Below are 21,564 nucleotides of genomic sequence, written 5' to 3'. Positions count from 1 at the left end.
TAAGGGATCATTATGGACACAACATGGGATAAAAAAGTCAAAGCGCTGTTCAACCTTGAAGGCAAAGTTGCGGTTATCACCGGCGGTGCGGGCGCGCTCGGTGAAGGTGTAGCCCGTGGCCTGGCGAATTACGGCGTTAAAGTCGCGGTAACCGGCCGTACCATTGCCACCCTGGAAAAAACCGTTCAGCAGGTGCAGGAAGCGGGCGGCGAGGCCCTTGCTATCGCTGGTGACATGACCGACGAAGTGGCGGTTAAAAACCTGGCGGATAAAGTGGTCGCGGCCTGGGGGAAAGTTGACTTTCTGATCAATATTGCCGGCATCGCCATTCGTCACCCCGCTGAAGAGTTCGACATTAATGATTTCCGCAAAGTGATGGATATCAACATTACCGGCACCTTCATTCCCTGCAAAGTGTTTGGCGAGCTGTTTATCCGCCAGGGCTTCGGGAAAATCGTCAATACCTCATCGGTGCGCGCCTTTGCCGGTCATCCCGGCGGCTACGCGGCTTACGGTACATCGAAAGGGGCCATCAACTTATTAACCAAACAGCTGGCTACCGAGTGGGCGAAATACAATATCAACGTTAACGCCGTCGCGCCGACTATCTTCTGGACGCCGCTGACCCAGGAAGTACTGGAAGACGAAAAGCTGAAAAAGATCTTCCTCGATCGCATTCCGATGGGTCGGGCTGCCGTAGTGGAAGATATGGTTGGTAGCGTCGTTTACCTCTGCTCCCCAGCCGCTAACTTTATCACCGGCCAGGTTATTTACATCGACGGCGGCTGCACCGCGGGTTAAGGAGATGGCTATGAACAATCCACTCACACGGGTCACCGTGCTCGGCGGCGGCCTGATGGGCAGCGGTATCGCGCAGATCTTTGCCGCCCGCGGTGTGGAGGTGACGATTTATGATATCGACGCTGGCGCCTGGACCGCGCCGGACACCATCCGCAGCAACCTGCAGCGGATGCAGGCGGAAGACGCCACCATCGAAGAGGTTATTAGCCGCGTCGTTTTTTGCGACCGCCTGGCGGAGAGCGTTAAGGGGGCGCAAATCGTCTTCGAATGCGTGCCTGAACAGCTGGCGCTTAAGCAGCGGCTGTTTTGCGAGCTGGACTCACTTTGTCCACCGGAAACGATTCTCGCCTCCAATACGTCGGTCATCAGCATCAGCGAGATCGCCCGCGATGTGACCCACAAACAGCGCGTACTGGGCACCCATTTCTGGAATCCGGCCTTTCTGATCCCGCTGGTGGAGGTCATTCGCACACGCTGGACCGACGATGCGCTATTCGAACGCACATTTGACATCCTCGCCTGGGCAGGAAAACGCCCGGTACGGGTTAATAAAGATGTGCCGGGGTTCCTGGTAAACCGGCTACAGCACGCCCTATGGCGCGAAGCGATTTACCTTGTGGAGCAGGGCATCGCCGACGCGCGCACCGTAGACGAAGGCATCCGATATGGCTTTGGTATCCGACTGCCGGCCCTCGGCCCTCTGGAAAACGCCGATATGGTAGGGACGGACCTGACTCTGGCGATTCATGAATATATTTTTCCGCATCTGAATAACGCGACAACTCCCTCGCCTCTGCTACGCCGACTGGTGAGCGAAGGCAAGCTGGGCTTCAAATCCGGTGGCGGATTTCAGACCTGGGACGACGCATCAATTAACGAAAGCCGTGAGCGACTGCTGAGCTATCTGCAGCGCGTCACTCAGCAACCTGAGGAGTAACACTATGGGTAAGAAAGTTTTTGTCGATTTAACGCATCCATTTAGCGCCGACACTCCGCGCTGGCCTTACTTCGATAAGCCGCTGATCGACAGTGCGCATACTATGGCAAAAGGCGGCGTGTTAACCCAGCGTATTTCCTGCACCATGCACACCGGTACCCACTGCGATGCCCCGCGTCATGTGATGGAAATAGAATTCGACGGTAAAAGAGCGCGCTATACGCATGAAATGCCGGTCGATGCTTATACTGGTGAGGCGGTATGCCTGGAAATTAACGTCGGGCGCTGGGAATTAATTCAGCCACATCATCTGGAAGATGCCTGTCTCCGTGCAAATATCAAACCGGAAGAGTTAGCCGGAATGGTGGTATGCCTGAATACCGGTATGCATCGTAAATTTGATGACTCAAAAGAGTATTATCACTACTCCTGCGGTACTGGCGTGGAAGCCGGAAAATGGTTTGTTAAAAATAAAGTTAAATGCGTCGCGATGGATATGCAGGCATTAGATCACCCGCTACATACTGCGATGGGGAATAACGGCGCCACGCGTATGAATTTACTTGGCGCATCCGGACGCCCGCTTACCGAAGAATATACTGAACAGTTCGGTGAAGAAGCCTATGCAGAATTTGATAAAGAGCTGTATATCAAACTCCACGGCCAAGCCGCCTATGATGAAAAGTTCGGCGATCTGGAGGCTATTGGCTGCTGGGGCACCTGGGAACCCTGCCATAAGCAGATGCTCGGCCACGGTATTGTCGGCGTTGAAAACCTCGGCGGCAATCTGGATAAAGTTTCCGGCAAGCGCTTCCGTTTCTTCTGTTTCCCACTGCGCTGGTATTTAGGCGATGGCTCGATGGTGCGCTGCGTGGCGGAAATTGATGAAGATGATATGAATAATGTCCCGGAAAGAACCTATAGCTACGGAGGCTGCATTTAATTAAATTCCTCCTGAATTATTTTTATAAGTAACGTAGCTGACTAGTTTGCTATTTAGCGAAAGGTAATCTGTGCCCGAAATAATATTTTCATTCATTCCGGGCGCATCACACTTTTACGCCAAAATAATCTTATAGCGATATTTTTACATTATTAAATATCAATGCCGCTCTGCATCGGAGGAGCAACCACATGAGTACAAAAGATGTTGTCATTGTCAGCGCCGCCCGTACGCCCATCGGCTGCTTTGGCGGCGCGCTAAAGGATCTCTCGGCTATCCAACTGGGCGAGCATGCAATCACCGCCGCTATCGCTCGCGCCGCTATCAAACCGGACGATGTTGACGAAGTGATTATGGGCAACGTACTGGGGGCAGGGCTAGGTCAGAACGTCGCTCGTCAGGTCGCTATCGCCGCCGGGATCCCGGTAGAAAAAAGCGCCTTTAACGTCAGCAAAGTATGCGGTTCCGGGCTCAAGGCGACCATTCTAGGCGCACAGGCCATCGCGCTGGGCGATGCGGAAATCGTGGTGGCTGGTGGGACGGAAAGTATGAGCAACGCCATGTACTTATCCGCCGCGGCCCGCTGGGGACAGCGCATGGGCGACAGTGCGCTGATTGACAGCCTGATTAGCGACGGTCTGACCGATGCCTTTTCCGGTGAGCATATGGGGATCACCGCCGAAAACCTGGCGCAAAAATACCAGCTCACCCGGGAAGAGCTGGACGCCTATGCGGCGGAAAGCCAGCAACGCACTGAATGGGCGCAGAAAAACGGTCGTTTCGACAACGAAATCGTGCCGATCAAAATCGTCACGCGCAAAGAAGAGCGTTACGTCAAAGCCGATGAATTCCCCCGCCACGGAACCACGCGAGAAACCCTCGCCCGGCTACGCCCGGCGTTTCGGCCAGACGGCGTGGTGACCGCAGGCAACGCTTCCGGCATTAACGACGGCGCCGCCGCGCTGGTCCTGATGAGCCGTGAAAAAGCCGCCGCCCTCCAGCTTCAGCCGCTGGCGACGATCCGCGCCTGGGGCAGCGGCGGCGTCGATCCCAATATCATGGGCTACGGGCCGGTACCCGCAACCCGTCGGGCCTTATCCCGCGCGGGCTTACAGGTGGATGACCTCGACGTCATTGAGGCCAACGAAGCCTTCGCCTCCCAGTGCCTGAGCGTGATGAAAGGGCTGGGGCTGGATCCGCAGAAAACCAACGTCAACGGCGGCGCAATTGCCCTCGGTCACCCTATCGGCGCTTCCGGCGCACGCATTCTGGTCTCGCTGGTTCATGAAATGCAGCGCCGCCACGCTCGTTATGGTCTCGCTACGCTCTGTATCGGCGGCGGGATGGGACTGGCCATGGTGGTTGAAAAAGAATAAGGATCAAGGAGTTAATTATGTCTGTAGAAAACCGCGTTATTCTGACCGTCGCCTGCACCGGGGCCTGGCCACAGAAGAGCGACACCCCGTATATTCCGCTCACACCGCAGGAGCAGGCCGATGAAATCGTCCGCTGCTGCGAGGCCGGAGCCTCCATTGCTCACATTCATGTGCGTGATGAGGAAAGTCAGGCTTCGATGGATTTCGATCAATTCGCCGAGACCGTGCGCCTGGTACGCGCGCGTTGCGATATCGTCATTAATCTGACGACCTCCGGCGGACTTGGACTGAGCGACGAAATTCGCATGAAGCCATTCCAGTTATTGCGGCCCGAAATGGGCTCTTTCGATGCCGGAACTATGAACTGGGCCCACTCAACAATATTCGAAAATAGCCCGCGCTTTCTGGAGAAACTCGCTGTCAGCATGAACGAGTGCCAGGTGAAGCCGGAGTTTGAAATCTTCGATGCCGGGATGATTTACAACGTCCTGTACTACATGAAGAAAGGGCTGATCGAGGGGAATCCACACTTTCAGTTTGTCCTCGGTGCACCGGGAGGAATGACGGCGGAAGTGCGTAACCTGATGTTCTTGCTCGATACCTGCAAACAGCATTTAGGAGATAATTTCACCTGGTCGGCGTTGGGCATTGGTCGCGGTCACCTGCCGATTGTCCTCGCCGCGCTGGCGCTGGGGGGTAACGTTCGGGTTGGCATGGAAGACAACATTCTCTATCGCAAAGGTGAACTGGCGCAATCCAATACCTGGTTCGTTGAGCGCGTTAAGCGGCTGGCGGCGGAAGTGGATAAAACCATCGCCACGCCGGATGAGACCCGCGCCATGCTTGGCCTGATACGACAGCAGCTAGTTAGCGCCTGATTACGCAGCTTCTTACAGAATGTCGATCGCCTCTCTTTATGTGCAGGCGATCGCTTTCGATCGATATCTGAACGAGAACCCTTATATGAATATTTCGATTCCCCGGGAACAGCTGGCGGGTGAGACGCGGGTCGCCGCCACACCCGCTACCGTTGAACAGATGCTGAAGCTGGGCTTTACGATCTCCATCGCCCGCGGCGCGGGTGCAGCGGCAAATATTACTGATGATGCATGGCAGACCGCAGGTGCAACGCTGTGTTCGCAGGATGAGGTCTGGCAGAGCGATATTATCCTGAAAGTTAATGCGCCTCTTGCGGATGAAATTCCTCTTTTGCGCCCAGGCTGCACGTTAATCAGTTTCATCTGGCCTGCACAGAACCCCGAGCTAATGGCGAAACTCGCCGCCCGCGGGGTGACGGTGATGGCAATGGATGCCGTACCGCGCATTTCTCGTGCCCAGTCGCTGGACGCCTTAAGCTCAATGGCTAATATTGCCGGATACAGGGCAGTAGTGGAAGCTGCTCACCAGTTTGGTCGTTTCTTTACTGGACAGATCACTGCTGCCGGTAAAGTTCCACCGGCGAAAGTGCTGGTCATTGGCGCAGGCGTTGCCGGGCTGTCGGCAATTGGCGCCGCCAGCAGCCTCGGCGCCATTGTACGCGCCTTCGATACCCGCCCGGAAGTCAAAGAACAGATCCAAAGCATGGGCGCGGAGTTTCTGGAACTTAATTTTGAAGAACAGAGCGGCAGCGGGGATGGTTATGCCCGTCAGATGTCTGCCGAGTTTATTGAGGCAGAAATGGCCCTGTTCGCCGCTCAGGCCAGAGAGGTCGATATTATTATCACTACCGCACTCATTCCCGGGAAACCTGCGCCGCGGCTTATCACCCGCGAGATGGTCGCCAGCATGAAACCCGGCAGCGTTATCGTCGACCTTGCCGCTCAGACCGGCGGCAACTGTGAGCTGACGGTACAGGGCAAATGTATCACCAGCGATGATGGCGTAAAGATCATCGGCTATACCGACCTGCCAGCACGGCTGGCGGCCCAGTCATCCCAGCTTTACGGCACCAATTTGGTCAATCTGCTGAAGCTTTTGTGTAAAGAAAAAGACGGCAATATCGTCATCGATTTTAATGATGTCGTTATCCGCGGCGTAACTGTGGTTCGGGAGGGGGAAATCACCTGGCCTGCGCCGCCAATTCAGGTTTCGGCCCAGCCGCAGCAGCCTAAGACCGTACCAACCGAGACGGTAAAAAACGCACCCGCTTCACCGTGGCGTCCATACCTTTTTCTGGCGCTGGTTATTGCACTATTTGGCTGGCTTGCGCATCGCGCACCGGCGGACTTCCTTGCCCATTTTACCGTCTTTGCCCTCTCGTGCGTGGTGGGCTATTACGTGGTGTGGAACGTCAATCACTCCCTGCATACGCCGTTGATGTCGGTCACCAATGCGGTATCGGGGATCATTATCGTCGGCGCGGTCCTGCAAATCGGCCTTGGAGGCTGGATCTCCGTACTGGCTTTTATCGCCGTTTTTATCGCCAGCATTAATATCTTCGGCGGTTTTTACGTTACCCGTCGCATGCTGAAAATGTTCCGCAGAAACTAAGGAGTTGTTATGTCTGGAGGTCTTGTTACTGCGGCTTACATTATTGCCGCGCTGTTGTTTATTTTTAGCCTTGCAGGCTTATCGAAGCATGAGACGTCGCGAGCAGGGATCGTTTTCGGCATCGCCGGGATGGCAATTGCGCTGGCGGCGACTATCCTCGGTCCCCAGGCAGCCAATCTTGCATGGATCCTGGTAGCGATGATGGCAGGTGGTGGCATCGGTATCTTTCTCGCGCAGCGGGTGGAAATGACCGAAATGCCGGAGCTGGTGGCGATTCTGCACAGCTTTGTCGGCCTCGCGGCTGTGCTGGTGGGTATTAATAGCTACCTTGACCACGCGCCGCTCGATGACACGGCCATGAAGGTTATCCATCTTGTGGAGGTCTTTTTGGGGATCTTCATTGGAGCCATAACCTTTACCGGTTCGGTAGTGGCGTTCGGTAAGCTGCGCGGGATCTTTGCGTCAAAACCGCTAATGTTGCCAGGCCGACACGGTATGAATCTCGCGGCTCTGCTGGTCTCTTTTACCTTAATGATCGTATTCGTGTGCAGCAATAACCTGCTGTGGCAGAGTCTGGCATTAAGTGTTATGACGCTAATTGCACTGGCGTTTGGCTGGCATCTTGTTGCTTCAATCGGCGGCGCAGATATGCCGGTGGTTGTCTCAATGCTCAACTCCTATTCCGGCTGGGCAGCGGCGGCGGCAGGTTTTATGCTCAGTAACGACCTGCTAATCGTGACCGGTGCGCTGGTTGGCTCTTCAGGGGCCATCCTTTCTTACATTATGTGTAAGGCCATGAATCGCGCGTTTATCAGCGTCATCGCCGGCGGCTTTGGCAGCGAGGGTGCGGCATCTGACGGTAGTGCCCCACAGGGCGAACATCGTGAATGCAGCGCTGCGGAGGTAGCGGAAGCGCTGAAAAACGCCCGTTCAGTCATTATTACCCCCGGCTACGGGCTGGCAGTAGCCCAGGCGCAATATCCTGTACAGGAATTGACCAGTCGGCTGATTGCGCTAGGCGTAAAGGTACGATTCGGTATCCATCCAGTAGCCGGGCGTTTACCGGGACATATGAACGTGCTGCTGGCGGAAGCAAAAGTCTCCTACGATATAGTGCTGGAGATGGAAGAGATTAATGACGACTTCAGTGCTACCGACGTGGTGCTGGTCATCGGCGCCAATGACACCGTTAACCCTGCTGCACAGGAAGATCCCGGAAGCCCCATCGCAGGCATGCCGGTACTGGAAGTGTGGAAAGCACAGCAGGTGGTGGTGTTCAAACGTTCGATGAATACTGGCTACGCAGGCGTACAGAACCCCCTGTTCTTTAAAGAAAACACCACCATGCTGTTTGGTGATGCAAAAGCGAGCGTAGAGGCGATACTTGCGCAGCTCTAATTAATTGATTAGACGTACCGGATGAATTGCAGAGGGTGATGGAAGAGTACATCACCTCCTGAAATTTTGCTCGAGTCAGAATCAGAGTATTACATTGAGTATCAACACTGTTCGCTCAGCGCAGGATAGTTCTGGCACATTGTTAAAAAATAAGAAGCTCACCCCGAGGTAATATATGTCGGTATGACAGATCTTTAACATAGTAATGGATAGGCCAGGGATAAGGTGGGCTCCTGCTTTTCAGATTCTGAACTGAGAGCCGTCGCGATTATGTTATTATAAATAATATCGCGTGAATTATTTTAGGACTGAACTCTACTTTAAACGATGGGGATATTGGGAAAGGAGTAGCTCAGAAAGAGTAGGCTATATCAGTGGCCACGTGAATCGGCAATGCGTTGCTGTAACCATAATTCGACTTCACTTTTCTTCCAGCGGGAACTGCGACCTAGTTTAATGGGCTTTGGGAATTGGCCATCTTTTATAAGCTTGTAGAACCACTTATCTGTCAGCCCCGTTAGCTTCGTGATGAAGCGCATATCCACCAGTTGGTCATCAAGCAAAGAAATTTGTTCTGTCATGATGCTGTCTTCCATTATGGGATTATCCTGAGCTGGTGGGTGATTGCTCGTTACCACCAGCCCTTCCACATCAATGGATTGATACGTAAAAAAGTGCAGAACGTGAGTTACAGCGTGCGAGGACGCCCCAGTCCGCTGGGCGGCGGTACCTCACTGGCTCCGTAGTGATAGTGACCGTACTTTTGCTCTTCTTTGGCAAGGTAGCTGATGATGTAGCGCAGGTTATCGATGGCTTCGGTATCACCGTAGTTCACCGGCTTATCAATACTGACGTCATAAGTAGGTTTGTATTCGCAGCGGTTGTAATAGCCTTCTCGTTGCGTTATTTCCCGCCATATTGTTCCTGCTCGCTCTGCTATTGGGTAGGTAGCCTGGTTAAGGTGCCTGTCGAGATAGAACACGATATGGGCATGGCATCCGTGGTCTGCAGAACTCTCCAGCACCCAGAAATACCCTGACAGATTTGTGTGCTGCAGGGTGCGTTCAACCAGCATGCGCACCTCTCGCTCGGTTTCATTCCATGAATGACGTTTATAGCGCTCTGTACCTTTCTGATAGAACAGATCGAGTCTGAGTGCCTGTATTCGGGAGTACCGGTTCAGTAGCTGATTCAGGTGGTCATTGATCAGAGACAGTAGAAACCAGTTCATTGTGTATCTGGAATTAAAAGGGTAAGGTGTGTGCATTGATTTATCCTTTGTCAGGTGGAGTACAAAGGATTGGGATGAGATGTAATTTTTAAGAGAAGCAGGGATACGGCAGATACAGGTAATGGTGTGTCTGGGGGAATACAGGCAGGATTGTTTGTTGGGGGGAAGGAGCTATGAACAGGGTGGTATAGAAACAGGGAGTGCCCCTTAATTATACTAAAAACCCAAATGTTCATATCTGCTGGTGAACGATTCTAATGAGGTGAACAGAGGAGGATCCTAGAGTAAAAATCACAGGCATAACGCAGTAAAACGTCAGAGTATTATCACAATAAAATCAGTAATATATCAGTTAAAAATCAGTCATCCTTCAGGTCTGTGACCCGACTCCACCAACCAAAAAGGTACTCATGCTAATCTGTTTTTGGGAGTCAGAAACAGAGGGAAAGGCGATGTTGCATTACGATATGATCCGCTGCGAGATAATGTACCTAAAAATGTTGGATAGCTTTTTCAATACAGATCACTCGTTACTGTGCAGTACTTATGATACGCCGGATCAGTTTCGACATTTGATCTCTCAGATCCTTGAACGACATTTCCTAGGCGATCAGGACAGGATCAAAGTTGGCCGGAAAACGCTTAAAGAATGGGCTGAGCTGCTACTAATTGATAAAGATTATTTTGATTGTTTCAAAGGTACACCAAGAGCATCGTGGTTTGCTCACCATTATATTTTTGAATATCCAGTATTACCTGTAGGGTTGACACTTGGTGGGCTGGGGAATGGCTTCGATTGTTCAGCTGGTTTTAATTCTCTTTTAATGGACGATAATAACTTCACAAATCTTGATTTCTCTAATTTGAATATTGATTTGGACGATATTGATTGGGATCTGATAACTAATCCACAGGCTACTGCTTCGAAAAAATCGAAACGTGTTTTCTCCCGATTTTATCTGAACGCGGGAGCAAGTACCTATCTGTACAACCCCACTCCGGTAACTGAGCGTGAACTGATCAACGGTATAATGAGGTACATTGATGAAGCTCCATGCTCACTTGGAGATAAGATCTCTTATTTCAAAAAACTGCATGAGCGCTGGCTTGAGCAATACAATTTTTTTCTGACAGATTTTGATTGGATGTCGCGTGATGATGAAACTCAGTTAGTATATCTCTGGGACTATCTGAAAGGAAAAGGACGAATAGCGGGCTATCTTCGCCCTTATAATACGTCTATGCGTTATGACATGATTATTGCGGCTATAGATGTGTGGAACGTCCAGCCTGAAGAGAAGCTGGAGTTTATTGAGAAAATGAAACATGCCTGGCAGTCATCAAAATCTTATCGGCGATCTGCTAAATAGCGTTGTGATCCCAGTGGTTTCTTCGTCTGATTTCTCAGTATTGTTATGAATCTTAATCGACCAAGGTTCTATAGCTAGCTGTCTCTCTTTTGTCCCGTTACGTACAGATCACCATAGCCGAGGCATGGAAGTTAGAACTTTTACTTCTGGCTCGAAGCGTACAAGCTGACTGAGCTGAAGGTCCGCTGTGAGCGAAAAGCAGTCATTTGGAACGCAAAGGTTCGCAGGTTGAATACCGGGCTTAACTAACCTGCCCGGAATGCTTTAACATGAAGCCAGACAGGTTTTTTGAAGTCTGATTATCAAAGCGATTTGCAATTATTCATAATATATTCACATAAAGATTATGCGCGATAACCGGACGCCAAAATCAGCATCAGGATTGGTCTTGCTGTCACCGACGCGCTCCTGGATCACTGCAACAGAAAGGTCCCTTCTCACTGGTAAACGTGAGGCCTGTGCTGATGCCAGCGCAGCCGACATCTCGTCATGGTGCAGGTCTGTGCAGTAAACGGGTGCGCCCGGCTGCTGTCGCCAGGACAGGGCCAGCGTGCCGGCGTCATATCCATCAAAGCCGGTATCAGAGACCAGTTGCATTATCAATTTACGATCTGCCTCATTATCCCCGGCTACCGGTATGGCGATCCGGTCGGGGGCCCCGGGCTGCCTGTCTTTGGAGGCAAACGATCCGGAACCAATCGCATTCCAGGCCTTTATCACACCCCGGCCCAGCAGATCAGACACCCAGAGGCTTTCTGGCTGGCCAGCTTCGATTTCATCAATTTTCCCGTCCCGGTGGGGATAGTAGTTTGAGGTGTCTGCCACAATAACGCTGTCAGGAAGGTGCCGGATTACCGGGGCAATCTGAGGCAGGCGACTGAGCGGCATGGAAAGAATAATCACATCAACATCGCTGACCGCGTCTACCGCCTTTACAGGTGTTGCGCCTGTTGCCAGCGTTTCGGGAGCGATTGTCTCCGGGCCACGTGAGTTAGCTACTTTTACCTGATGTCCGGCTGCAGAGAGCCTGCGGGTCAGCGTTTTTCCTATATGGCCCGTGCCGAGAATGCCTATTTTGAGTGGGGAAGGATAAGTCATATTTTTCTCCTGAGTCATTGCATACCTGAGATGACCTCTGCCCAGCCATTAAATGGGCGTACCTGCCATTAATGAGACGGCTGCGCTCACGCTGCGTTTTTAATCAGCCCTGCTTTGACGTGACCGCCCGGTTACGGGCCACAATATGTTCATGGCTCAGGGGGGCACTGGCAGACATAAACTCCTGCATGAGGGCGTCGCGATTTAATTGAGCCTGTTTTTTATCTGCAGCCGTCAGGGCAAGCTTCAGTTCCGCAACGCTGAGTTCAGTGCAGTAGGCAGGCGAACCAGGCTGCTGACGCCATGATTCACTCAGGGAACCAGCATCAACAGCATCAAACCCTGTTTCGCTGACCAGTACCATGGCAACCCGTTTGGCTCTTTCGTCATCGCCTGCAACAGGGATCGCTATCCGGTCCGGGGCATTTTCCGGAAGACCCTTATCAGAGAGTGTCTTAGCCAGCAGGGCATTCCACGCCTTGATGACGGGATGGCCGAGGCGCGCGCTGGCCCAGACACTTTCAGGCATCCCGTTTTCAACCTCTGCAATAGACCCATCGCGGAACGGATAATAGTTGGATGTATCGATAACCGGCACGGTATCAGGCAGCGAGCTCAGTAGTCCGGCAAGGCTGTTGTGTGCGGTGAACGGGATGGCAAGAATAACAAGTTCAGCGTCCCTGAGGGCATCTTCACTCGTAACAGCGGTCGCGCCGGCCTTACGTGCGATATCAGCAATGGTTTCTGGGCCTTTGGAGTTAGCCAGTTTTACCGTGTAACCTGCTGCTGAAAGCTTTGTGGCCAGGGTGGCACCAATATTTCCTGCACCGATAATGCTAATGTTCATCTCTTTATTCCTCGTTGTACTGATAACTGATGGTTTATTCTGTCGCCGGGTGGGCAAAATCGTTAAGCGTGTCGCGTAGCTGAGCAAGCTCATCCTTACTGAGTCGGCAGGCCGAGCGGATTTTGTCTGTCACAGCCCAGAGTTCTTCGCGCAGCGCTTCTCCGCTTTCGGTAAGCGTCACCAGAACCCTGCGTTCGTCGCCCGGATCACGCTGACGGAATACCTTTCCCGAGGCTTCAAGCCGCTTCAGCAGAGGAGTGATTGTGCCAGTATCCATTCCAAGTCTACTGCCCAGCTCTCCCACCGACCGGGGCGTGCCGGCAAACAGCTCAAGCATGACCAGATACTGCGGAAAGGTCAGCCCAAGTGGGTCGAGAAAGGGCTTGTGCATACGGTTCATCCTGCCCGCGGCACCGTAAAGTGCGAATGACAGTTCAGTACCGATCTCACGTCGTTCTTTGTTAGTGGCCATATGTAATATATGTTGGTTGATAATCTAGTGTGCTAGATAAATTATGACATTTATTATTGCCCGGCAAAGAAAATTCACTTGGTAATTTGTGCGTTAACCCTTACCTGTATTGTTGCCCCTGTGTAACGCTTTGCAGCCCTGTGTGTATGGACATACGTCTGCTTCACGCCCTGAGACATTCGACAAGCTTTTTATGGCTTCAGTAAGGGCGACTTTCGCGCTTCCAGTGTCAGCAAATATTTAGCTTCGTCGTAGCGGGTTCTGGTCTTCCAGCAGCGGTAAATGATCCTTATCCATTTAAACGCCAGAGCCCGGATTGCTGATTGATGCGATTTCCCTTTTTCTCGCTGTCTCTGGTAATAAAGTTTGGCCCAGTATGATGAATTAACCGTCTTGGCAGCCCATTCAACAAAGGTCTGCCTGACGAACTTGGCACATTGCCATCGCCAGTGAACCCATGATTTCTGGCCACTTCGTTCGGTCACCGGTGCAATACCTGCATAGTTTTGAATTTCTTCAGCGCTGTTAAACCGATCACGGTTATCACCAAGTGCAGCAAGCATACGTGGGCCCATACACGGCCCCATGCCCGGAAGTGATTTGAACAGCCCAGCATCTGGCAATGTGTCAAACAGCGTTTCGATTCGTTCGTCATAGGTTTTGATGATTTCACTCACGACTTTAATTTGTGTCGCCAGTGCTGTTGCCATCAAAGCATTAGCCTCTATAACACTCAGGTCTGTCGTCAATGGGATCGCGTTATCAATATTCGCAACACGTTGCTCGGTAAGGGCCATTGCGCGGCCACCTTTGGCATTCAGAAAGTTGCGAATCGTGTCGCGCCTGGCTCGTTTCAGTTGTTGCAGACTGGGCCACCGGATAATCAGCTCACACAACAGTAAGCTACCCCGATGTGAGAACCACTCCAGGGGCTGAGGATAATACTGTTTTAGCGTATTGATGAGTCGATTCACAAAGCGGCGTTTGTCCTCAACCAGCAGTCGACGCTGCTCAACTAACTGTTGAAGTAATCGGATATTGCCATTGTCGGGTTCTATGGCTTTTATTTTTTGGGGATAGCGTAGCATTAGCTCTAATGCTAACTCAGCATCCTGTGGATCATCCTTAGCACCGCTTGGCCAGAAGGTCTGCCGATAGCGGGCCAGTGACAACGCGTGCACAGGAAAAACAGTGACAAATGGGTACTTCTGGAGAGCATACACCACCGGGCCTTTCTTCAGCTCAAGGGCGATAGCGATCCTGCCTTTCACCTTTTGGTGCAACTCGTTGAGCCAGATATCAAGTGCTTCCGGAGTGTGTTCAACCACCTGGAATATGCGCTCGCCGTTTTTAAACTGAACGCAGACATCGTGTTTTTTATCCGCCCAGTCCAGACCAACATGAGCAGCAAACTGATTAATCGCAGTCATCACCAGCTCCTTTAAATCGAGGATTGGTATGCATTCCACGCTCTTCGAAAGAAATATAGTCAGCAGTTTTTCTGCATGCCCTGAGTATTCGTTAGCGAACGTGGAGCACTTACTGGCTCGAAAGCAAAGCGGCAATCATCAAACCACATGATTCTGGCACAATATTCGTAACCAGTAAGCGCATACCCTGAATCACTTAAAAGTGTAACTCTCAGGGTGTGAATGACTATACCTGGCACAAAGCAGACCTCCTGAAGTATTGCGAGGCCTGCTATGAGCGAAAGGCAGGCACCCACATAGCGTTAACAGGCGTCCGAAATTTTGAAGTGGGAAAATTACTTAACACGCTTCCCCGTTTCGTCAATGACCTTCTCACCATCCTCTTTGGTAAACGCTCCTTTCTGACTTTCCGGAAGAATATCCAGTACCTCTTCGGAAGGCCGGCACAGACGCGTTCCCAGCGGTGTCATCACTATCGGGCGATTAATCAGGATCGGATGCTGCAGCATAAAGTCGATTAGCTGGTCGTCAGTAAATTTATCTTCGGCAAGTCCCAGTTCTTCATAAGGCTCGACATTTTTACGCAGCAGCGCCCGTACTGTAATCCCCATATCCGCAATAAGTTTGACCAGTTCATCGCGAGACGGTGGATTTTCAAGGTAATGAATAACGGTCGGCTCATTACCACTGTTGCGGATCATCTCAAGCGTGTTACGCGACGTACCGCAGGCCGGGTTGTGATATATGGTGATGTTGCTCATATCAGTATCTCATTACAAAGTGAAAGAGAGACGTAGCGCCAGCGCTGCCAGCGTTACAAACAGCACAGGCAGAGTCATGACGATCCCGGTACGGAAATAATATCCCCATGTGATGGTCATGTTCTTCTGTGAAAGTACATGTAGCCAGAGCAGCGTTGCCAGGCTACCAATAGGTGTAATTTTCGGCCCCAGATCGCAGCCAATCACGTTGGCGTAGATCATCGCCTCTTTAATAACGCCAGTTGCGGCGCTTCCATCGATAGAGAGAGCGCCAACCAGCACGGTAGGCATGTTGTTCATGATGGAAGACAGGAAAGCCGTCAGGAAACCAGTACCCAGCGTCGCGGCCCAGAGTCCTTTATCCGCCAGTACATTCAGCACACCAGAAAGGTATTCGGTTAGCCCGGCGTTGCGCAGACCGTAGACCACCAGATACATCCCCAGCGAGAAAATAACGATCTGCCAAGGTGCCCCACGCAGCACTTTACCGGTGTTAATGGCATGACCTCGTTTAGCTACTGCAAACAGGATCACAGCGCCAACAGCCGCAATCGCGCTAACGGGAATACCCAGCGGCTCAAGGACAAAGAACCCAACCAGCAGAAGAATTAAAACTATCCAGCCGGTTCTGAAGGTTGCCAGATCTTTAATCGCCTTTGCCGGTGCTTTCAGGAGAGCCAGGTCGTAAGTCGGCGGAATATCTTTGCGGAAGAAAAGATGCAGCATAACAAGAGTGGCAGCAATGGCTGCAATATCCACCGGCACCATTACCGACGCATATTCGGTGAAGCCCAGACCAAAGAAGTCCGCCGAGACGATATTCACCAGGTTCGACACGATAAGCGGCAGGCTGGCCGTATCGGCAATAAAACCGGCAGCCATGACGAATGCCAGCGTGGTGCCTTTGCTGAACCCTAATGCCAGCAGCATGGCGATGACTATCGGCGTCAGAATCAGTGCCGCACCATCGTTGGCAAACAGTGCCGCCACCGCCGCACCGAGCAGAACGATATACGTAAAGAGCAAACGTCCACGACCGTTACCCCAGCGGGAAACGTGCAGCGCTGCCCATTCGAAAAAACCGGATTCATCGAGCAGCAGGCTGATAATAATTACGGCAATAAAGGTCGCCGTCGCGTTCCAGACGATATTCCACACCACCGGAATATCCCCCACATGCACAACGCCAGATATCAGAGCCAGTCCCGCGCCCAGCATTGCACTCCAGCCGATCCCTAATCCCTTCGGTTGCCAGATAACCAAAACAATGGTCAGGACAAAAATAGCGCCTGCCAGTAACATAAAACCTCCCGACAGGGCGACTTTGCCGCCCTGTATATGCCAAAAAATTAACTCATCAACTCTCTGAGCTTTTCAATACCGGCGGGCTCTGACGCCAGCACCGGAACAAGCGCTATACGGTCAGCGTGCTGATTCTTAACAGCCTCAATCTGAGGCAGTTCTTGATGAGCGCGCTGGCAAAGCAACGGAGAACGCGTATCCGCAATGGAAAGGCTGTTATTGATAATCCAGCCCCACGGATGAATCCCCGCTCTTTCAAGGTCAGCCTGCAGGTTTGCCGCTTCCAGTACAGGTGTGGTTTCAGGAAGCGTAACAAGCAGGACTTTGGTTCTATCCGGATCCTGAAGCTGCATCATTGGGGTAGTAAAATGACCTTTGCTCCCCATTTTTTTGCCAATCTCTCGGTGGTAAGCCCCGGTCGCATCCAGCAGCAACAGCGTGTGTCCCGTAGGGGCGGTATCCATAATAACAAACCGTTTACCCGCTTCACGAATCACCCGGGAAAAGGCCTGAAACACGGCAATTTCTTCAGTACAGGGAGAACGTAAATCCTCTTCCAGTAGCCGTTTTCGTGCTTCGTCCAGATCTCTCCCCTTCGTCTCCAGGACATGCTGGCGATAACGTTCGGTTTCATCGCGTGGGTTGATGCGGCTGACCTGCAGGTTTTTGAGGCTGCCATTCAGCGTTGTACTCAGGTGCGCAGCAGGATCAGAGGTCGTGAGATGCACGTCAAATCCCATATCCGTCAGCCTGACGGCGATAGCAGCAGCCATCGTGGTTTTACCTACGCCACCTTTGCCCATCAGCATAATCAGGCCGTGCTCACTGCGAGCGATATCCTCGACCAGGCCAGAGAGCGATAAGTTTTCAGGCGTGTACTGGATGTTCGTTACCGGGAGCGGTAATGCCTCAGAGCGGGTATCAAGCAGTCCCTTCAATGCAGACACGCCAACCATATTGACGGGTTGGAGTAATAAGGTATCTGTCGGTAGCCCGGATAAACCGGCAGGAAGATTTGCCAGCGCCTCCTGCTCACGTTGCCATATCGCAGCGGCCAGGGCGTCATATTCAGCTTCGACTTTAGGCAGCACACCATTAATCACCAGGTACTGGTTTTTCAGGCCAATTGCAGCCAGTTCTTCATGGGTGCGGGCAACTTCCTGCAGCGTAGATTTTTGCAGTCGTGCAACCAGAACCAGTCGGGTACGATCAGGATCGGATAACACCTCTACTGCATGAGCATACTGCTCACGCTGCTTTTCCAGCCCGGCCATTGGGCCAAGACAGGAAGCACCATCTGGATTGCTTTCAATGAAGCTACTCCAGGCACCGGGAAGTTGGAGAAGGCGAATCGTGTGGCCCGTCGGCGCTGTATCAAAAATGATGTGATCAAAGCGGGTCAGCAGAGAAGCGTCGGTCAGTAAGCCAGTAAACTCATCGAACGCCGCAATCTCAGTGGTACAGGCTCCTGAAAGCTGTTCGCTGATACTGTTAACAACGTCATTAGGCAGAAGACCTTTGATAGGATCAACGATTCTGGAGCGGTATTGTTGGGCGGCTTCCTGCGGGTCAATCTCCAGAGCAGAAAGCCCAGGAACTGCTGTCACAGGGCGAATGGTGTTACCGATAGCCTGGTCAAATACCTGGCCGATATTCGAGGCAGGATCGGTACTGACTAGCAAAACCCGCTTACCCTGTTCAGCAAGACGGATAGCCGTCGCACAGGAAATAGACGTTTTTCCTACGCCTCCCTTACCGGTAAAAAACAGATAAGGCGGGATGTTCTGTAAGAATTTCATATGTCCTCCTGACATATCAGCAACAGGAAGTATTACCACCACAGCTGCTGGTGGGAGCTAACCCTACCCTCTCTAGCGGTATACCAAACCAGCGAGCTATCTCAGCACGTTTTGGGTATCGCCCTGCCATCACCGTTTCGCCATCCAACAGCAGTAGCGGAAGACCTTCTGCCCCAGATGCTTCTAGGAATGCTTTCGCTTTCTCGTTCTGAACAAAGCTCATAGGCTGCTGTGCCAGATTGTAACGTTCAACCTGTACGCCACGTCCTTTCAGCCACTGCACATCTGCAGAGAAATCAACCAGAACCTGATCGACATCTGAGCCACATACGCCGGTACTGCAGCACATTGCCGGGTCAAACACCGTTAACGTTTTCATTCCAAACACCTCGCATTCGAAAAATCATATATGTTAAGGCAAATTTTTTAGATACAAACAGCCTTACCGCTACCAGAGCAGTTTGCCGATGCCAGCTTACGGGCGATGGCCTGTACGTCGTCCTGTTGGCTTAACCAGGCCTGCTCAATCACCTGAGCAGCCCAGGAAGGAATATGCGGGGATAAGCGGTAGTGAACCCACTTGCCCTGTTTGCGATCCAGCAATAAACCACTTTCCCGAAGCATTGCAAGATGGCGAGAGATTTTGGGCTGTGACTGTTCCAGCGCCGTACAGAGATCGCACACGCACAGCTCTCCCATCTCTCTCAACAGCAACACGATACCCAAGCGGGTTTCATCGGAGAGGTTTTTGAAGAGTTTTAAGGATGTTAGTGACATCTGGCCTCCTGTTCTATTGAAGTTAGGATACTCCCAAAAGGAGCAAAATCAATATTCACATTCGAAAAAACACATGTGTTATTTAGAAGGATTTTTTTGCTAACGATCAATAATTACGGCTAACACACTAAAATCTAGTGAATTAAAGTGTTATACAAAGAAGATGATCTCTCCAAAAGCTTAACGCGAGCTAATATCAAAAAAAATCACTGTCAGTACCTCCATTTTGGAGGTACCAAACTTAAGATTGTGATCCTTTCTTTCCGCTTAACCAGTTGTATTGAAAGAAGCAATTATGAATCCAGATAATCCAATACTACCAATGTAATCCGCATACCACTGCATCATCTCCCGCCGACCTTCCAAATATTGAGCATGATTATACGTTCCACGGATCGAGTTCTTATCGACATGAGCCAGTTGTATCTCAATCCAGGCCGAGTTGAATCCCTGCTCATGCAAAATAGTACTCATCGTGTGGCGGAATCCATGCCCTGTAACGCGCCCGGCATAGCCGATACGCCTTACCAACACAGTTAATGCCATATCACTCATCGGTTTCTTAGGATCATTACGTCCTGGGAACAGCAACGTTCCTGCTCCAGTCATGGGTTTAAGCTGATTAAGCAGGTCAATTGCCTGGCTTGATAACGGAACCAGATGAGGTCGGCGCATTTTCATTCGCTCTGCTGGCACGTTCCAAACCTTCCGCTCAAAATCAAATTCCTGCCACTCCGCTTGCCTCAACTCCCCAGGCCTTACTCCTGTCAGAATAAGTAATTGCATCGCAATCTTAACAAGCACACTACCGGCATAGGTGTTCAGAGTCCGAAGAAACTCTGGCAATTCATCCTGGGTTAAAAAAGCATAGTGCTCTTTCTCATGAGGAGTTACGGCGCTGGCTAGATCAGGTGCTGGATTGTACTCGGCCCTGCCAGTCACAACGGCATACTTCCAGACCTCTCCACAACGCTGGCGAACCTTACGGACCTTCTCAGTTGCTCCTCGAGCTTCTATCTTTGAAAGAACAGCAAGCAACTCCATCGGTTTGATATCTTTGATTGGTCGGTGGCCGATATAAGGAAATACATCCTTCTCAAAGGTTCTCATCATCTCTTCACGATAGGAGACAGACCAGCGATCATAGCGACGCTGATACCACTCGCGAGTGATAGCCTCAAACGAATTTTCAGCGTCTTGTTGACGACTAAGTTTCTCAATTTTCCGTTCAAGAGAAGGATCGTTGCCAGCCGCTAATGTCCTTTTTGCATCCTCACGCTTATTTCTGGCTTCAGCTAAAGAAACATCGGGGTAAACGCCAATAGCGAGCAGCTTCTCTTTACCTAGGGAACGGTATTTGAGACGCCAGTATCTTTTACCGTTGGGATTAACCAGCAGGTAAAGACCACCACCATCAGCCAGTTTGTAGGGCTTATCTTTAGGTTTTGCAGTTTCAACCTGACGAGCAGTCAGCTTCATTGGGGGTACCTCTCAGCAGGGGGTACAATTATACCCCCACCCATACCCCCACATTGAGCTTGACCCAGGGGGAGTACTATTGAGTTCAATAGACTAATAGAATGCTATAACTGCTGATTTATCAAGGAGAAATTGAGTTTGGTAGACTTCAGGGGAGTTGAGTTTGGAGCGGGCGAAGGGAATCGAACCCTCGTATAGAGCTTGGGAAGCTCTCGTTCTACCATTGAACTACGCCCGCAAAGAAGTGCGAGGGCCATTATAGACCTTACGCACTCGCTGACAAGCCCAAACTACGCTAACTGCCGATAAAATAACCTTTTAGCACTTAGGCTTACTGCCCTGCGGCGGCAAATAGCGCAGCGGGTCGATGGCCGTCGCGCGATAGCGAATCTGGAAATGCAGGCGTACGGAATCAGCATCCGTACTGCCCATAGTGGCGATCTGCTGGCCAATCTTCACGCTCTGACCGTTATTCACCATCAGCTTATCGTTGTGCGCATAGGCGCTGATGTAGTCCTCATTATGTTTAATCATAATCAGGTTACCGTAGCCGCGCAGTTGGTTGCCCACATACACCACTTTGCCCGCACCGGACGCATAAACCGGCTGGCCGCGCTTCCCGGCGATATCAATACCTTTATTACCGCCATCGCTTAATGAATACGGTAACACAACTTTACCGCTGGTTGGCCAGCGCCAGCAGAGTTGTCCGACCGGAGGCCAGGATGATTGCGGTACCGCCGAGGATGGCGTCACGGCAGCGGTGCGGCTGGCTGATTTTTTGCTGGATGCTCCCGATTTCGCAGTGGTTCCTGAACTGCTGTTCAGCTTCAGCTTCTGTCCTACTTCAATGGTATAGGGCGGTGAAATATTGTTGAGTCGGGCCAGATCCCTGACGCTGGTACCGGTAGTGCGCGAAATGGCGTACAGCGTATCGCCGCGCTTCACGGTATACGTGGAACCGGAATCAGATGAACTGGAGCACCCTGCGACGATCAGGCTGCTCACCAACATTATGGTGATAAAAAAACGTTTTCTCATCAGGCGTCCTGC

21 protein-coding genes and 1 tRNA gene are annotated in these 21,564 nt (G+C 51.5%); 8 read left to right on the top strand and 14 right to left on the bottom strand.

The features are described from left to right. Positions 1 to 12 precede the first annotated feature (12 nt). From AC07P6_RS04985 to pntB, 7 genes are all read left to right on the top strand, one after another. Positions 13 to 801 (top strand): SDR family NAD(P)-dependent oxidoreductase, encoded by a 789-nt coding sequence (locus tag AC07P6_RS04985; RefSeq protein WP_136455118.1) that lies wholly within the window; start codon positions 13 to 15, stop codon positions 799 to 801. Between the two features lie 10 nt (positions 802 to 811). Further along, entirely contained in the window at positions 812 to 1,738 is a 927-nt protein-coding gene (locus AC07P6_RS04980) for a 3-hydroxyacyl-CoA dehydrogenase family protein (protein ID WP_136455116.1), read from the top strand. Positions 1,739 to 1,742: 4 nt separating this feature from the next. Next, positions 1,743 to 2,681 (top strand): cyclase family protein, encoded by a 939-nt coding sequence (locus AC07P6_RS04975; RefSeq protein ID WP_044264540.1) that lies wholly within the window; start codon positions 1,743 to 1,745, stop codon positions 2,679 to 2,681. 191 nt (positions 2,682 to 2,872) lie between these two features. Next, entirely contained in the window at positions 2,873 to 4,057 is a 1,185-nt protein-coding gene (locus AC07P6_RS04970) for an acetyl-CoA C-acetyltransferase (protein WP_044264539.1), read from the top strand. A 17-nt stretch (positions 4,058 to 4,074) separates the two neighbouring features. Next, a complete protein-coding gene (locus AC07P6_RS04965) occupies positions 4,075 to 4,935 on the top strand; it encodes a beta-keto acid cleavage family enzyme (RefSeq protein WP_171016400.1) in 861 nt (286 codons plus the stop codon). Positions 4,936 to 5,020: 85 nt separating this feature from the next. Continuing rightward, positions 5,021 to 6,547, top strand: a complete 1,527-nt coding sequence (gene pntA, locus AC07P6_RS04960; RefSeq protein WP_136455108.1) for a Re/Si-specific NAD(P)(+) transhydrogenase subunit alpha — start codon at positions 5,021 to 5,023, stop codon at positions 6,545 to 6,547. A 9-nt stretch (positions 6,548 to 6,556) separates the two neighbouring features. Next, the gene (gene pntB / locus AC07P6_RS04955) at positions 6,557 to 7,945 is read left to right on the top strand and encodes a Re/Si-specific NAD(P)(+) transhydrogenase subunit beta (protein WP_136455106.1); all 1,389 of its coding nucleotides are present in this window, start codon (positions 6,557 to 6,559) and stop codon (positions 7,943 to 7,945) included. Positions 7,946 to 8,316: 371 nt separating this feature from the next. On the opposite strand, the gene AC07P6_RS04950 is transcribed toward pntB, so the two are convergent. Both AC07P6_RS04950 and AC07P6_RS04945 read right to left on the bottom strand, forming a co-directional pair. Beyond that, positions 8,317 to 8,526, bottom strand: a complete 210-nt coding sequence (locus tag AC07P6_RS04950) for a helix-turn-helix transcriptional regulator (RefSeq protein ID WP_138110312.1) — start codon at positions 8,524 to 8,526, stop codon at positions 8,317 to 8,319. Positions 8,527 to 8,633: 107 nt separating this feature from the next. After that, a complete protein-coding gene (locus tag AC07P6_RS04945; protein WP_138110049.1) occupies positions 8,634 to 9,212 on the bottom strand; it encodes a YagK/YfjJ domain-containing protein in 579 nt (192 codons plus the stop codon). Positions 9,213 to 9,628: 416 nt separating this feature from the next. On the opposite strand from AC07P6_RS04945, the gene AC07P6_RS04940 reads away from it, so the two are divergent. Next, a complete protein-coding gene (locus tag AC07P6_RS04940) occupies positions 9,629 to 10,546 on the top strand; it encodes a hypothetical protein (RefSeq protein ID WP_316431116.1) in 918 nt (305 codons plus the stop codon). A gap of 333 nt (positions 10,547 to 10,879) precedes the next feature. On the opposite strand, the gene AC07P6_RS04935 is transcribed toward AC07P6_RS04940, so the two are convergent. From AC07P6_RS04935 to actS, 12 genes are all read right to left on the bottom strand, one after another. Beyond that, positions 10,880 to 11,644: an NADPH-dependent F420 reductase gene (locus AC07P6_RS04935; protein ID WP_193937842.1), complete on the bottom strand. Its 765-nt coding sequence runs from the start codon at positions 11,642 to 11,644 to the stop codon at positions 10,880 to 10,882. A gap of 103 nt (positions 11,645 to 11,747) precedes the next feature. Next, positions 11,748 to 12,584: an NADPH-dependent F420 reductase gene (locus AC07P6_RS04930; RefSeq protein ID WP_138110050.1), complete on the bottom strand. Its 837-nt coding sequence runs from the start codon at positions 12,582 to 12,584 to the stop codon at positions 11,748 to 11,750. Continuing rightward, complete coding sequence (locus AC07P6_RS04925) at positions 12,526 to 12,882, bottom strand: MarR family winged helix-turn-helix transcriptional regulator (RefSeq protein WP_224257214.1); 357 nt, start codon at positions 12,880 to 12,882, stop codon at positions 12,526 to 12,528. The genes AC07P6_RS04930 and AC07P6_RS04925 overlap by 59 nt, the downstream gene beginning before the upstream one ends. 272 nt (positions 12,883 to 13,154) lie before the next feature. Beyond that, positions 13,155 to 14,393 (bottom strand): IS110 family RNA-guided transposase, encoded by a 1,239-nt coding sequence (locus tag AC07P6_RS04920; RefSeq protein ID WP_049089368.1) that lies wholly within the window; start codon positions 14,391 to 14,393, stop codon positions 13,155 to 13,157. Between the two features lie 335 nt (positions 14,394 to 14,728). After that, positions 14,729 to 15,154: a glutaredoxin-dependent arsenate reductase gene (gene arsC / locus AC07P6_RS04915; protein WP_138110039.1), complete on the bottom strand. Its 426-nt coding sequence runs from the start codon at positions 15,152 to 15,154 to the stop codon at positions 14,729 to 14,731. A gap of 12 nt (positions 15,155 to 15,166) precedes the next feature. Then, positions 15,167 to 16,456, bottom strand: a complete 1,290-nt coding sequence (gene arsB / locus AC07P6_RS04910) for an arsenite efflux transporter membrane subunit ArsB (RefSeq protein ID WP_138110038.1) — start codon at positions 16,454 to 16,456, stop codon at positions 15,167 to 15,169. A gap of 47 nt (positions 16,457 to 16,503) precedes the next feature. After that, entirely contained in the window at positions 16,504 to 18,255 is a 1,752-nt protein-coding gene (arsA, locus tag AC07P6_RS04905; RefSeq protein WP_138110037.1) for an arsenite efflux transporter ATPase subunit ArsA, read from the bottom strand. 16 nt (positions 18,256 to 18,271) lie between these two features. Continuing rightward, positions 18,272 to 18,634 carry an arsenite efflux transporter metallochaperone ArsD gene (gene arsD, locus AC07P6_RS04900; protein ID WP_316430227.1) on the bottom strand — a complete coding sequence of 121 codons (363 nt, stop codon included), beginning with the start codon at positions 18,632 to 18,634 and terminating at the stop codon, positions 18,272 to 18,274. A 47-nt stretch (positions 18,635 to 18,681) separates the two neighbouring features. Beyond that, complete coding sequence (gene arsR, locus AC07P6_RS04895) at positions 18,682 to 19,032, bottom strand: As(III)-sensing metalloregulatory transcriptional repressor ArsR (RefSeq protein ID WP_138110036.1); 351 nt, start codon at positions 19,030 to 19,032, stop codon at positions 18,682 to 18,684. Between the two features lie 267 nt (positions 19,033 to 19,299). Continuing rightward, positions 19,300 to 20,511, bottom strand: coding sequence for a tyrosine-type recombinase/integrase (locus AC07P6_RS04890; RefSeq protein ID WP_138110035.1), 1,212 nt, complete (start codon positions 20,509 to 20,511; stop codon positions 19,300 to 19,302). Between the two features lie 164 nt (positions 20,512 to 20,675). Beyond that, positions 20,676 to 20,749: transfer RNA gene (locus AC07P6_RS04885), tRNA-Gly, on the bottom strand. An 80-nt stretch (positions 20,750 to 20,829) separates the two neighbouring features. After that, complete coding sequence (gene actS, locus AC07P6_RS04880; protein ID WP_478315765.1) at positions 20,830 to 21,552, bottom strand: amidase activator ActS; 723 nt, start codon at positions 21,550 to 21,552, stop codon at positions 20,830 to 20,832. Between the last annotated feature and the right edge of the window lie 12 nt (positions 21,553 to 21,564).

It is taken from the genome of Klebsiella sp. GFKo11 (genome assembly GCF_056490265.1).
Note: the sequence above shows the minus strand (reverse complement) of the source record. Positions and strands in the feature narration are given on the sequence as shown.

What these genes read in the sequence shown, in the direction of transcription:
- AC07P6_RS04985 (WP_136455118.1), top strand. Translation starts at nt 13, where the DNA reads ATGGACACAACATGGGATAAAAAAGTCAAAGCGCTGTTCAACCTTGAA.
- AC07P6_RS04980 (WP_136455116.1), top strand. Translation starts at nt 812, where the DNA reads ATGAACAATCCACTCACACGGGTCACCGTGCTCGGCGGCGGCCTGATG.
- AC07P6_RS04975 (WP_044264540.1), top strand. Translation starts at nt 1,743, where the DNA reads ATGGGTAAGAAAGTTTTTGTCGATTTAACGCATCCATTTAGCGCCGAC.
- AC07P6_RS04970 (WP_044264539.1), top strand. Translation starts at nt 2,873, where the DNA reads ATGAGTACAAAAGATGTTGTCATTGTCAGCGCCGCCCGTACGCCCATC.
- AC07P6_RS04965 (WP_171016400.1), top strand. Translation starts at nt 4,075, where the DNA reads ATGTCTGTAGAAAACCGCGTTATTCTGACCGTCGCCTGCACCGGGGCC.
- pntA (WP_136455108.1), top strand. Translation starts at nt 5,021, where the DNA reads ATGAATATTTCGATTCCCCGGGAACAGCTGGCGGGTGAGACGCGGGTC.
- pntB (WP_136455106.1), top strand. Translation starts at nt 6,557, where the DNA reads ATGTCTGGAGGTCTTGTTACTGCGGCTTACATTATTGCCGCGCTGTTG.
- AC07P6_RS04950 (WP_138110312.1), bottom strand. Translation starts at nt 8,526, where the DNA reads ATGACAGAACAAATTTCTTTGCTTGATGACCAACTGGTGGATATGCGC.
- AC07P6_RS04945 (WP_138110049.1), bottom strand. Translation starts at nt 9,212, where the DNA reads ATGCACACACCTTACCCTTTTAATTCCAGATACACAATGAACTGGTTT.
- AC07P6_RS04940 (WP_316431116.1), top strand. Translation starts at nt 9,629, where the DNA reads ATGTTGCATTACGATATGATCCGCTGCGAGATAATGTACCTAAAAATG.
- AC07P6_RS04935 (WP_193937842.1), bottom strand. Translation starts at nt 11,644, where the DNA reads ATGACTTATCCTTCCCCACTCAAAATAGGCATTCTCGGCACGGGCCAT.
- AC07P6_RS04930 (WP_138110050.1), bottom strand. Translation starts at nt 12,584, where the DNA reads ATGAGCTTGCTCAGCTACGCGACACGCTTAACGATTTTGCCCACCCGG.
- AC07P6_RS04925 (WP_224257214.1), bottom strand. Translation starts at nt 12,882, where the DNA reads ATGCACAAGCCCTTTCTCGACCCACTTGGGCTGACCTTTCCGCAGTAT.
- AC07P6_RS04920 (WP_049089368.1), bottom strand. Translation starts at nt 14,393, where the DNA reads ATGACTGCGATTAATCAGTTTGCTGCTCATGTTGGTCTGGACTGGGCG.
- arsC (WP_138110039.1), bottom strand. Translation starts at nt 15,154, where the DNA reads ATGAGCAACATCACCATATATCACAACCCGGCCTGCGGTACGTCGCGT.
- arsB (WP_138110038.1), bottom strand. Translation starts at nt 16,456, where the DNA reads ATGTTACTGGCAGGCGCTATTTTTGTCCTGACCATTGTTTTGGTTATC.
- arsA (WP_138110037.1), bottom strand. Translation starts at nt 18,255, where the DNA reads ATGAAATTCTTACAGAACATCCCGCCTTATCTGTTTTTTACCGGTAAG.
- arsD (WP_316430227.1), bottom strand. Translation starts at nt 18,634, where the DNA reads ATGAAAACGTTAACGGTGTTTGACCCGGCAATGTGCTGCAGTACCGGC.
- arsR (WP_138110036.1), bottom strand. Translation starts at nt 19,032, where the DNA reads ATGTCACTAACATCCTTAAAACTCTTCAAAAACCTCTCCGATGAAACC.
- AC07P6_RS04890 (WP_138110035.1), bottom strand. Translation starts at nt 20,511, where the DNA reads ATGAAGCTGACTGCTCGTCAGGTTGAAACTGCAAAACCTAAAGATAAG.
- actS (WP_478315765.1), bottom strand. Translation starts at nt 21,552, where the DNA reads ATGAGAAAACGTTTTTTTATCACCATAATGTTGGTGAGCAGCCTGATC.